Below are 11,575 nucleotides of genomic sequence, written 5' to 3' on the forward strand. Positions count from 1 at the left end.
GCAGGCGGGGCGGCGGCAGGCGGCACAGCGGCCTGGGCGGGCGGCGCGGCAGGCTGTTCCGCCTCGCGTGCCCGCTCTGCGTCGGTCGGCCCATCGGTCAGCGCAGCCTGCTGGGCCGGCAGGCTCGGCGGCGGCAACGGCACGGGGCGCGGCGCCTCGGGCGGGGGAAGTAGGCTTTCGACACGCTGTGCGGGGCGCTGCGTCGCCTGCCCGCCCTGGGCGAGCTGGTCATACACGCGCTTGTCGAGGTTCGGCACCTGCATGCCGCCAGGGTCGTCGGGGCGGATGCGCACGGGAGACGGGTCTGCCGTGATCAGCGGCACCTCGCCTGGCGCGGCCGGTTCTCCGCCGAGCAGCAGCATCGCGCCCGCGCCGATCAGCGACACGGCAGCGAGGCCGCCCAGCCACGCAAGCCAGCGGAAGCGCGGCTTCTCGCGCCGCCGCCAGGCGGGGTCCGCCACCACGCGGGCGGGGCTCTTCGCCCACCCATTGGCATCGGGGATGTCGAGATCGCTACCGGTCATGCCCCTCAGTTCCGATCGCCTCAGGTTCTTTGGCGCCGCGCTCGCTCAGCGCATCTCCTCGACCGGCGTCACGCCCATGGTCAGGAGGCCCGAAGCGATCACCGTCGCCGTCGCCTGCACCAGCGCGAGCCGCGCCCGCGTCGCCTCGGGCGCCTCGGGCTGGATGAAGCGAAGCTCTGCCTCGTCGCGCCCCTTGTTCCACAGGCCGTGGAACGCCGCGGCCACATCATACAGGTGGAACGCGAGTCGGTGCGGCTCACAGGCGAGTGCGGCCTGCTCGACGATGCGCGGCCAGGCGACGAGCGTGCGGATCAGCGCCATCTCCGCCTCGTCGGCGAGCACGTCGAAATCGGCCTGGGCGAGCGCGGCCGGGTGCGTGTCGAACTGCCCCGCTGCGTGGCGCAGGACCGAGCGGCACCGCGCATGCGCGTACTGCACGTAGAAGACCGGGTTGTCCTTCGTCTGCTCGCGCACGCGATCGAGGTCGAACTCCATCTGCGCGTCGGACCGCCGCGTCAGCATGATGAAGCGCACCACGTCGCGCCCGACCTCGTCGATCAGGTCACGCAGCGTCACGAACGTGCCGGCGCGCTTGGACATGCGCATCGGCTCGCCGCCCTTGAGCAGGTGCACGATCTGGCACAGCAGCACCTGGAACGACGCGCCCTCGTCGAGCGCCTTCACGGCCGCCGCCATCCGCTTGACGTAGCCGCCGTGATCGGCGCCCCAGACCTGCACGATGCGGCGGAAGCCGCGCGCGAGCTTGTCGGCGTGGTTGCCGATGTCGTTGGCGAAGTAGGTGAAGCTGCCGTCGCTCTTGCGCAGCGGGCGGTCGATGTCGTCGCCGAAATCGGTGGAGCGGAACAGCGTCTGCGGCCGGGGCTCCCAGTCCTCGGGCTTCTGGCCTTTGGGAGGCTCGAGAACGCCGGTGTAGATGAGCCCACGATCGGTCAGCGTCTCGAGCGTGCGCTGCACCACCTCGGCCTCGATCAGCGCGGCCTCGGAGACGAACACGTCATGGCTGACGCCGAGCGCGGCCAGATCCTCGCGGATCTCCTCCATCATCGACGCCACCGTCTCGGTGCGCACGATGTCGAGCCAGAGCGAAGGCTCCGCCGGCATCGCGCCGGCTGAGGCGAGCGACAGGCCGTGCTTCGCCGCGAGCGCCTCGCCGACGGGGACGAGATAGTCGCCGCGATACTGCAGCCCGCCCGGGACGATCGCGTCGAACGCCTCCTCGGTCATCGTCGTGCCGAGCGCCTGGAGGTAGCGCCAGTAGGCCGCCCAGGCCAGCGCGTGCACCTGCGCGCCCGCGTCGTTGACGTAGTACTCGCGCGTCACCGCGAAGCCCGCCTTGGCGAGAAGCCCCGCGAGCGCATCGCCCACCACGGCGCCGCGGGCATGGGCGACATGCATCGGCCCCGTCGGGTTGGCCGAGACATACTCGACATTCACCCGCTCGCCCGCGCCTGCGGTGCTCGACCCGTAGTCAGTTCCCGCCTCGAGGATGTCGCCGAGCCTCGCCCGCAGCCAAGTCGGGTCGAGCGCGATGTTGACGAAGCCAGGACCGGCGACGTCGGCGCGGGCGATGGCCGCGTGGGTGGCAAGCTCGGCCGCGAGCTTCTCGCCGAAGGCACGCGGGTTGGTGCGAAGCGCCTTGGCGAGAACCATCGCGGCGTTGGTGGCGATGTCGCCATGGCTCGCGTCGCGCGGCGGCTCGACGCCGAGGGCGGCGAGCGTCGCCTCCGGCACCTCCGGCGCGAGACGGGCGACGGCCTCGCGAACGACGTCGCGGAAGATCGAGAAGATGTTGGTCATCGGCGGCAGGATGCGCTCCAGGGGCCACGGGCCCCATGGCCCCGGCTGTCTCAGGCGGTCGTCGTCGCGCTCAGGTCGAACAGCCGCCGGTGCTCGTCAAGCGCGAATCGGTCGGTCATGCCGGCGATGTAGTCGCAGACGAGGGCTGCGGTGCGCGCATCGCCTGGCTCCCCCGCCCCCTCCTGCCACTCCGTCGGCAGGCAGTTCGGCTCTGCGTGCAGCCCCGCGAACAGCTCGCGCACCACCCGCTTTGCCTTCGAGGTCATGCGGTTGACGCGGAAATGCCTGTACATGCGCGCGAACAGGAAGGCCTTGATCTCCCTCCGCGCCCTGTCTCCCGCCTCGGAGAAGGCGGCGACCGGGGCGCCGAGGCGGCGGATGGCATCGGCCGAGGCGGGTGCGGCGGCATCGAGCCGCCGTGCCGTCTCGCCGATCAGGTCTCCGACCATGCGGTTGATCAGCCGGCGGATCGTCTCGTGCTGCAGCCTGTCGGAGCCGGGCCAGGCCGCCTCCGCCTCGGCGATCGCCTCGCCCACCATGGCAAGGCCGCGCAGCTCGTCGAGCGAGAACAGCCCCGCGCGAAGCCCGTCATCAAGATCGTGGTTCGTGTACGCGATGTCGTCCGCGAGCGAGGCGAGCTGCGCCTCCGCCGAGGCGTGGCCGGCGAGGTCGAGGTCGAACCGCGCGGCGAACTCGGCGACATACGGCGGAGGGTCGGTCACCGGCCCGTTGTGCTTGGCGAGCCCCTCGAGCGTCTCCCAGGCGAGGTTCAGCCCGTCGAACGCGGCGTAGCGGCGCTCGAGAAGCGTGACCACCTTCAGCGCCTGCGCGTTGTGGTCGAACCCGCCGAACTCCGCCATCGCGGCATTCAGGGCCTCCTCCCCGGCGTGGCCGAAGGGCGGGTGGCCGAGGTCATGGGCGAGCGCGAGCGCCTCCGCGAGGTCCTCGTTCAGCGCCAGGCGCCTGGCGCCGGAGCGGGCGATCTGCGCCACTTCCAGGGAATGGGTCAGCCGCGTCCGGTAATGGTCGCCCTCGTGCACGACGAAGACCTGCGTCTTGTGCTTCAGGCGCCGGAAGGCGGTGGAATGCACGATCCGGTCCCGGTCGCGCTGGAATGGGCCGCGCCCCTCCCCCTCCGGCTCGGCCACCAGCCTGCCGCGGGTGCGGCCCGGCGGCACGGCATAGGGCGCGAGCGGATACGGATAGGGTGCGGAGTCGGGCATCGGCGAGAGTGTCGGCCCGCGCGGGGCGGCCCTGCAACGGCCAGTATCTGACACTGGCCGTTTGACATGGGCGCCCGCCATCCCGAAATCTGGGGCCGGAGGTTCGCCCATGGACACCGCCACCGCTCACGCCGTCAGCCTCTCCCCCTCCGCCGCACGGCGGGTGGCGGAGATCGTCGCGCATGAGGGAAACCCTGCCCTGATGCTGCGGCTCACCGTCTCCGGCGGTGGCTGCTCCGGCTTCCAGTACGGCTTCTCGCTCGACGCGGCCGTGAACGAGGATGACCGGGTGTTCGACGCTGGCCCGGCGAAGCTGGTGGTCGACGAAGTGTCGCTCGACCTGCTCGGCGGCGCGGAGGTGCATTACGACGACGGGCTGATGGCCTCGCACTTCACCGTGCGCAACCCGAACGCGACGGCGAGCTGCGGCTGCGGGACGTCCTTCGCGGTGGGGTGAGGCGCCGGCCGGTCAGCGCCGGTTGGTCATGCCTCCGGCACGTCAGCGCCGGTTTGTCATAAACGTGCCCGCGCAGTCGGGGCTCTCCCACTCCCCCCAGCCGACGCGCCACTGGAGCCGCCCGCGCAGCACGATGCCCGCTGCACCGCCGATCTCCATCACGAACCCGCCATCCGGCGAGACCGCCCCCGTCACCTCCTGCACCTGATCTCCGCGTCGGAACCGCCCGGCGATGCGCCCGCCGGTGATGCTGTACTCGCCCGCGAAGCCCGTGCCGCAGGGGCCGGACACGGTGCGCACGTCGATGGCCCAGGCCCCGTCGAAAGGCCCGAAAACGCCTTGGGCGACGACCGTTCCCCCTTGCGCCGCCGCGCCGAGGCCAGCCAGCATCAGCGCCGCGACGACGCGACATGCCCCACGCCTCGTCATGCACGGTTCTCCATCACGGCAGCCTAAGGGACGCCCATGCGCATCGCCACCTGGAACGTCAACAGCGTGCGCGCGCGCCGCCAGCACCTTCTCGACGTGCTCGCCTCCCCCGACGCGCCCGACATCGTTCTGCTCCAGGAACTGAAGACCGAGGATGCGGGCTTTCCCTCGATGGAGGTGCAGGCGGCCGGCTACCACGCGCTGGTCTCCGGCCAGAAGAGCTACAACGGCGTGGCCATCCTCTCGCGCGCGAAGCCCGTCGAGCGGCTTCGCGGCCTGCCCGACGGCGACGGCGATTCCCAGGCGCGCTACCTCGAGGCGGAGATCGGCGAGCTCATCGTCGCCTGCGTCTACTGCCCGAACGGCAACCCGATCGGCACCGAGAAGTTCGCCTACAAGCTCGCCTGGATGGAGCGCCTCGCCACCCGCGCCGAGGCGATTCTGACGACAGATCGCCCTGCCGTCATCGGCGGGGACTGGAACATCTGCCCCACGGAAGCCGATGTCTGGGACGAACGCGCGATGGCCGCCGACGCGCTCTGCCAGCCCGAGAGCCGCGCTGCCTGGCGGCGGATGCTCTGGCAGGGCTGGACCGATGCGTGGCGGACGCTGAACCCCCTTCCCGTGCCGACGCCTTCCCTGGGCTACACCTACTGGGACTACCAGGCCGGAGCCTGGCCGCGCGACAACGGGCTCCGCATCGACGCGCTTCTGCTGAGCCCGCCCGCGGCGGAGCGGCTGACCGCGGCGGGGGTGAACCGCATCCCGCGCGGCTGGGACAGCCCGTCCGACCACACCCCCGCCTGGTGCGAGCTCGCGGAGGCGGCATGAGCGAGCTCCTGTTCCACATGGTGGCCTCGGGACCGAAGCCGGTCGCGCCCTTCAGCCATGCCGTCGAGGCCGGAGGCTTCGTGTTCGTCACCGGCCAGATGCCGGACAGCCCCGAGGCGCCCGGCGTGCTTGCCGAAGGCGTGGAGGCGCAGACGCGGGCGGTGATGCGCAACCTCTCGATCGTGCTCGGCGGCATCGGGCTCGACCTCTCGCACGTGGTCATGGCGCGCATCTACCTGACCGCGTTCGAGCGCGACTATGCGGCGCTGAACGCGCTCTGGCCGTCCTTCTTCGCGTCAGGAAGGCTTCCCGCGCGCACGACGGTGGGTGTGACCGCGCTCGCCTACGGCGCGCTCGTCGAGATCGACGTGGTGGCGCGGCGCCCGGGAGGGGCGGTCAGCCCCGCTGCGGCCTGAAGGTTCCGCTGCAGGACTGGTTGCCGACGCCGGAGCGCAGCGTCCACTGGCGCGTTCCGGTCAGCTTCGCCTCGTGGTCGGCCAGCGATCCCTCGTAGCGGCCGCGCATCGTGTTGCCGCCGAAATTGCCTTCCGTCTGGACCACGAACCGCCCGCCATCGAGAGTGCCTGTGCCGGCCTCACGCCCGATCACCTGGCGCGTCTGCTGGTGGTAGATCGGGCGCTCGAACGTCACCTGGTTGCCCGCACGCGTGACCGTCGCGCGCGCGTTCGACGCCTGGATGTTGGCAGAAGGTGCTGCCTCGCAATCGAGCGCGCCCTGATAGACGACGTTCTGCGCCGCGGCCGGCAAGGCCGCGAACGCCAAGGCAATGGCGAGAAAACGCATGGAGGTCCTCCTGTCGCAGCGCGCGCGGAGGCGACCTCCCAGCACCCCGGGCGTGGAACGATGCTAGATCGTTCCGCGCCCCGAGCCAAGACTGTCAGAGGTTCGCTTGGGTGCCGTGCCCGGCGCTGCGGCCTCGGTGCCTCCGCTCATCGCCCCTGCGCCCTGAACGTGCCGGTGCAGGACTGGGTGCCCATGCCTCGCCTTTGTGTGACGAGGTCGCGGGTTCCGCGGATTCGCACCTCTCCGTCGGTCAGGGTTCCCTCGTAACGGCCGCGAACCGTCTGGCGGCCCATGTGCTGGGCGCCGAAGCTGCCCTCGGTCTCGATCCGAAACTGTCCGCCGCTCAGCGTTCCGGTACCGGACTCGCGGCCGACAATCTCGCGTGTCCCCTCCTGATAGATGGCCCGCTCGAACAGGACCTGGCTCCCCGTGCGCGTGATCGTCACCGGTGCCTGGGACGGCCGCGTTCCTCCAGCCGCGACCTCGCAGACGAGTTGTCCCTGGTAGACAACCGTCTGCGCGCACAGTGGCGCGGGCATCAAGAATGAAACGATGGCCAGGGCAAACGCTATGCGCATGGCGAAGCACTCCGCATAGCGCGCCGACACCCCGGCTGGCGACAGGCGCGCGCGGGTTATTCTAGCCCGCGCCCCCCGCCATCGTCACGCACCGCTCAGAGGTCGGCGTAGACGTGGCCCTCCGCCGCCGCCCCCTTGTGCGTCACCGCCCCCTCATGGGCGGGGCCGACGAGCTGGGCGTACTTCCAGAGCGCGCCGGAGCCGTAGATCGTCTCGCGCGGCTTCCAGGCGGCACGGCGCTCGGCGAGCTCCGCCTCCGACAGTTGCACGTCGAGCGTGCCGGCGGCGGCGTCGATCACGATCCGGTCGCCGTTGCGCAGGAGGCCGATCGGCCCGCCCACTGCGGCCTCGGGCGTCACGTGCCCGATGCAGAAGCCGCGCGTCGCACCGGAGAAGCGGCCGTCGGTGATCAGCGCGACCTTGTCGCCCATGCCCTGGCCGTAGATCGCCGAAGTGGTCGACAGCATCTCGCGCATCCCCGGCCCGCCCTTCGGCCCTTCGTAGCGGATGATGATCACGTCGCCTTCCTGGTATGCGCGCTCGCGCACTGCGGCGAACGCATCCTCCTCGCAGTCGAAGCAGAGGGCGCGGCCCTCGAAGCGGAGGGTCTTCATCCCCGCGATCTTCACGATCGCCCCGTCCGGCGCGAGGTTGCCCTTCAGCCCGACGACGCCGCCCGTCTTGGAGAGAGGTTTCGAGACGGGAAGCACGACGTCCTGGTCGGTGGGGAACACCACGTCCTTGTGGTTCTCGGCGAGCGTCCTGCCCGTCACGGTCATGCAGTCGCCGTGCAGGAGGCCGGCATCGAGAAGCGCCTTGATGATCACCGGCACGCCGCCGATCTTGTGCACGTCGAGCGCGACGTAGCGGCCGCCCGGCTTCAGGTCGGCGATGTGCGGCGTCGCCCGCATGATCTTCGCGACATCCTCGAGTGTGAAGCGGATGCCGACCTCGTTGGCGATCGCGGGCAGGTGCAGCGCCGCGTTGGTCGAGCCGCCGGTCGCGCCGACGATCATCGCGGCATTCTCGAGCGACTTGCGGGTGACGATGTCGCGCGGGCGGATGTTCGCCTTGAGCAGATCCACCACCGCCTGGCCGGACTTAACCGCCCAGGCATCGCGCTCCTCGTAGGGAGCGGGCGAGCCTGCCGAGCCGGGAAGCGCAAGCCCGATCGCCTCAGACACGCAGGCCATGGTGTTGGCGGTGAACTGCCCGCCGCAGGCGCCCGCGCCGGGACAGGCGACGCGCTCGAGCTCCTCCAGCTCCTCGTCGGTCATGTTGCCCGCAGCATGCTGGCCGACGGCCTCGAACACGTCGAGCACCGTCACGTCGCGGCCCTTCCAGGTGCCAGGAAGGATCGAGCCGCCATACATGAACACGGCCGGAACGTTCAAGCGCAGCATCGCCATCATCACGCCTGGCAGCGTCTTGTCGCAGCCCGCGAGGCCGACGAGCGCGTCATAGCCGTGGCCGCGCACCGTGAGCTCGATCGAATCCGCGATCACCTCGCGCGAGGCTAGCGACGACTTCATGCCCTGGTGGCCCATGGCGATGCCGTCGGTCACCGTGATGGTGCAGAACTCGCGCGGCGTCGCACCGGCCTCGGCCACGCCGCGCTTGACGCTCTGCGCCTGGCGGGAGAGCGCGATGTTGCAGGGCGCGGCCTCGTTCCAGCAGGTTGCGACGCCGACGAAGGGGGCGGCGATCTCACCCTTGGTCAGCCCCATGGCGTAGTAGTAGCTGCGATGCGGCGCGCGGTCGGGACCAACCGTCGAATGCCTGCTCGGCAGGTGCGACTTGTCCCACTTCATCTCCGCCATGGTCCGTTTCCCCTCCGTTCCTGTAACGATCCGTTCCGGTGTCGTGTCACTCTGCGATCCGGGCAAGCGCCGCGCCGAGCCGCGCGGCCGTCGCCTCCGCCGCCTCGCGCTTCTCGCGCGTTTCCTCCACCACCTCCTCCGCCGCTCGCGCGACGAAGGAGGGGTTGGCGAGCTTCGCCTCGAGGCGCCTGATCTCGTCCTGCTGCCGCGCGATCTCGCGGGCAAGCCGCGCGCGTTCGGCAGCGAGGTCGATCACGCCCTCGAGCGGCAGAACGAGCGTCGCCTCGTCCACGACGCCCTGTGCCGCCCCCTTCGGCACCTCGCCGTCGAGCGGCGTGATGTCGGAGAGGCGCGCGAGCCTGAGCACGGCGTCCTTCCAGCGTGCGAGGCGCTCGCGCGTCGCCGCATGCGCGTCCTTGAGGTGCGCCACGACCTCCTTGCCTGGCGGGACGCCCATCTCCGCGCGGATGGCCCGCAACTCGGTCACGAGGCGGAGCACCCACTCCACCTCCGCCTCCGCGTCGGGGTCGCGCGGCAGCGCGGCGGCATCGGGCCAGGGCTCGGTCATCAGCGTGCGTGCGCCCTCGCAGGTGCCGGGGCCGCGGTCGGCGAGCGCGTGCCAGAGCTCTTCCGTCAGGAAGGGCTGCACGGGGTGCAAAAGTGCGAGCACCGTGTCGAGCACGAAGGCGGCGGTCGCCCGCGTCTCGTCCTTCTCCGTCCCGTCCGGGCCGTTCAGGGGGGCCTTCGCGAGCTCGAGGTACCAGTCGCAGAACGTTCCCCAAACGAACTGGTATAGCCCGCCCGTATAGACATCGAAGCGGTATTCCTCGAGCGCGCGCGTTGCCTCCGCCGCGGCTTCGGCGAGGGCGCCGAGGATCCAGCGGTTCAGCGTCAGCTTCGCCGCGTGCGGATCCCAGCCAGGCACGGGAAGGCAGGAATTCATCTGGCAGAAGCGCGCGGCGTTCCAGAGCTTGGTTCCGAAATTGCGGTAGCCCTCGATCCTCTCGTCGGAGAGCTTGATGTCGCGCCCCTGGCTCTCCATCGCGGCCAGCGTGAAGCGCAGCGCGTCGGCGCCGAACCGCTCCACGAGGTCGAGCGGGTCGGTCACGTTGCCCTTCGACTTCGACATCTTCTGGCCGCGCTTGTCGCGCACCAGCCCGTGCACATAGACCGTCCGGAACGGCACCTCGCCCATGAAGTGCAGCCCCATCATCATCATCCGCGCGACCCAGAAGAAGATGATGTCGAAGCCGGTGACGAGCACCTCGCCCGGGTAGTAGCGCGCGAGCTCGGGCGTCTTCTCGGGCCAGCCGAGCGTCGAGAACGGCCAGAGCGCGGAGGAGAACCAGGTGTCGAGCACGTCGGGGTCGCGCACGAGCTCGACCTCGTGCCCGTATTTCTCGGCTGCGGCCCGCTTGGCCTCCTCCTCGGTATGCGCGACGAAGATCTCGCCGTCCGGCGCATACCAGGCGGGGATCTGGTGCCCCCACCAGAGCTGGCGAGAGACGCACCAGGGCTCGATGTCGCGCATCCAGGCGAAGAAGGTGTTCTCCCACTGCCGCGGAACGAACACCGTCCGCCCGCTTTCGACGGCGCTGATCGCGGGTGCCGCGAGCGTCTTCGCATCGACGAACCACTGGTCCGTGAGATACGGCTCGATCACGACACCGGAACGGTCCCCATGCGGAACCATGTGCGTGTGCGGCTCGGTCCTCTCGAGAGCGCCCGCCGTCTCGAGGTCGGCGACGATACGCTTGCGCGCCTCGAACCGGTCGAGCCCGCGATAGGCCTCCGGCACCTCCGGGATGTCGAGAAGCCTCGCGTCGGCGTCGAAGACGTTGAGCACCGCGAGGTCGTGCCGACGGCCGACCTCGAAATCGTTGAAGTCGTGCGCGGGGGTGATCTTCACCGCCCCCGTTCCCTTCTCCGGGTCGGAATAGGGGTCGGCCACGATGGGAATGCGCCGCCCCGACAGCGGCAGGATCGCCTCGCGCCCCACCAGCGCCTTGTAGCGGTCGTCGTCAGGATGAACGGCGACGCCCGTGTCGCCCAGCATCGTCTCCGGCCGTGTCGTCGCGACCGTGATGGACAGTCCGTCCTCGCCCGCGATGGCGTAGCGGATGTGCCAGAGCGAACCCTTCACCTCGCGGTTCTCCACCTCGAGGTCGGAGATCGCGGAGTGGAATTTCGGGTCCCAGTTTACCAGGCGCTTGGCGCGGTAGAGCAGGCCTTGCCGATGCAGCGCGACGAACACCTCCGTCACCGCCTTCGACAGGCCCTCGTCCATCGTGAAGCGCTCGCGCGGCCAATCGAGGCTCGCGCCCATGCGGCGAAGCTGGCGCGTGATCGTGCCGCCCGACTGCGCCTTCCAGTCCCAGACGCGCTCGATGAACCTGTCGCGCCCGAGGTCCTGCGTGCGCACGCCTTCGGCGGCGAGCATCCGGTCGACCACCATCTGGGTAGCGATGCCGGCATGGTCCGTGCCCGGCATCCAGAGCGCATCGTCGCCGCGCATACGCCGCCAGCGGATCAGCACGTCCTGCAGCGTGTTGTTGAGCGCGTGGCCCATGTGCAGGCTGCCGGTGACGTTCGGCGGGGGGATGACGATGCAGTACGGGCGCGCGTTGCTCTCGGGGTTCGCACCGAAGACGCCCGAGCGTTCCCAGCGCGCATAGAGCCGCGCCTCGACATCGGCGTGGGGAAAAGTCTTGTCCAGCATCGGCGGAGCGCGCCCTCGACAATCCTATGAAACGATCAGCCGGCGATTGGGCAAGCCAGCACGCTGCGCGTCAAGCCGGGCCGGCAAGCATCATGCCGGGGATGCGCGCAGATCAGCCCCGCGCGACCCGCTCGAGCTCGGCCTTCACCAGCCGCTCGACCAGCGGCGGCAGGTTCGCGTCGAGCCAGGCCTTGAGAATAGGGCGAAGCTCGTCGCGCACGATCTGCTCGAGGGTCGCGGCCCCGTTGCCGAGCAGGAGGTCCGGCATCGCCGGGCGGGCCTCGTCGCCGGGGCCGCGCGCAGCGGCGCGAAGGGCGGCGAAGGACGCGGCGGCGGCGGCCGCCGTGCTGCCGCCGAGAAGCGCGCCCTCCG

At 70.5% G+C, this 11,575-nt stretch carries 11 protein-coding genes and 1 pseudogene; 3 read left to right on the top strand and 9 right to left on the bottom strand.

The features are described from left to right. The 3 genes and pseudogenes from FIF60_RS20815 to FIF60_RS20825 form a co-directional block, all read right to left on the bottom strand. A pseudogene (locus FIF60_RS20815) lies at nt 1-524 on the bottom strand (hypothetical protein); the annotation flags it as partial. A gap of 45 nt (nt 525-569) precedes the next feature. Beyond that, nucleotides 570-2,342 carry an arginine--tRNA ligase gene (gene argS, locus FIF60_RS20820; RefSeq protein WP_144300212.1) on the bottom strand — a complete coding sequence of 591 codons (1,773 nt, stop codon included), beginning with the start codon at nt 2,340-2,342 and terminating at the stop codon, nt 570-572. Nucleotides 2,343-2,392: 50 nt separating this feature from the next. Beyond that, nucleotides 2,393-3,565, bottom strand: a complete 1,173-nt coding sequence (locus FIF60_RS20825) for a deoxyguanosinetriphosphate triphosphohydrolase (protein WP_144300213.1) — start codon at nt 3,563-3,565, stop codon at nt 2,393-2,395. 109 nt (nt 3,566-3,674) lie between these two features. On the opposite strand from FIF60_RS20825, the gene erpA reads away from it, so the two are divergent. Continuing rightward, on the top strand, nt 3,675-4,022 hold the full coding sequence (gene erpA / locus FIF60_RS20830) for an iron-sulfur cluster insertion protein ErpA (protein WP_144300214.1): 348 nt from the start codon (nt 3,675-3,677) through the stop codon (nt 4,020-4,022). Nucleotides 4,023-4,064: 42 nt separating this feature from the next. Here the strand turns inward: erpA and FIF60_RS20835 are convergent, their stop codons facing one another. Next, the gene (locus FIF60_RS20835; RefSeq protein ID WP_144300215.1) at nt 4,065-4,451 is read right to left on the bottom strand and encodes a hypothetical protein; all 387 of its coding nucleotides are present in this window, start codon (nt 4,449-4,451) and stop codon (nt 4,065-4,067) included. A 36-nt stretch (nt 4,452-4,487) separates the two neighbouring features. Between FIF60_RS20835 and xth the strand changes: the two genes are divergently transcribed. Both xth and FIF60_RS20845 read left to right on the top strand, forming a co-directional pair. Next, a complete protein-coding gene (xth, locus tag FIF60_RS20840) occupies nt 4,488-5,282 on the top strand; it encodes an exodeoxyribonuclease III (protein WP_144300216.1) in 795 nt (264 codons plus the stop codon). Continuing rightward, entirely contained in the window at nt 5,279-5,698 is a 420-nt protein-coding gene (locus FIF60_RS20845) for a RidA family protein (protein ID WP_204251271.1), read from the top strand. Before xth ends, FIF60_RS20845 begins: the two co-directional genes overlap by 4 nt. Here the strand turns inward: FIF60_RS20845 and FIF60_RS20850 are convergent. From FIF60_RS20850 to FIF60_RS20870, 5 genes are all read right to left on the bottom strand, one after another. Further along, complete coding sequence (locus FIF60_RS20850) at nt 5,679-6,086, bottom strand: hypothetical protein (protein ID WP_144300217.1); 408 nt, start codon at nt 6,084-6,086, stop codon at nt 5,679-5,681. The two genes, FIF60_RS20845 and FIF60_RS20850, sit on opposite strands and share 20 nt — an antisense overlap. A gap of 146 nt (nt 6,087-6,232) precedes the next feature. Continuing rightward, nucleotides 6,233-6,664: a hypothetical protein gene (locus tag FIF60_RS20855; protein WP_144300218.1), complete on the bottom strand. Its 432-nt coding sequence runs from the start codon at nt 6,662-6,664 to the stop codon at nt 6,233-6,235. A 95-nt stretch (nt 6,665-6,759) separates the two neighbouring features. Beyond that, nucleotides 6,760-8,484, bottom strand: a complete 1,725-nt coding sequence (ilvD, locus tag FIF60_RS20860; protein ID WP_144300219.1) for a dihydroxy-acid dehydratase — start codon at nt 8,482-8,484, stop codon at nt 6,760-6,762. A 46-nt stretch (nt 8,485-8,530) separates the two neighbouring features. Beyond that, complete coding sequence (locus FIF60_RS20865; RefSeq protein WP_144300220.1) at nt 8,531-11,203, bottom strand: valine--tRNA ligase; 2,673 nt, start codon at nt 11,201-11,203, stop codon at nt 8,531-8,533. 112 nt (nt 11,204-11,315) lie between these two features. Beyond that, on the bottom strand, nt 11,316-11,575 hold a 260-nt coding region (locus tag FIF60_RS20870), incomplete at its 5' end, for a PopZ family protein (protein ID WP_144300221.1).

This window comes from Elioraea rosea (genome assembly GCF_007644105.1).
GTDB lineage: Bacteria > Pseudomonadota > Alphaproteobacteria > Acetobacterales > Acetobacteraceae > Elioraea_A > Elioraea_A rosea.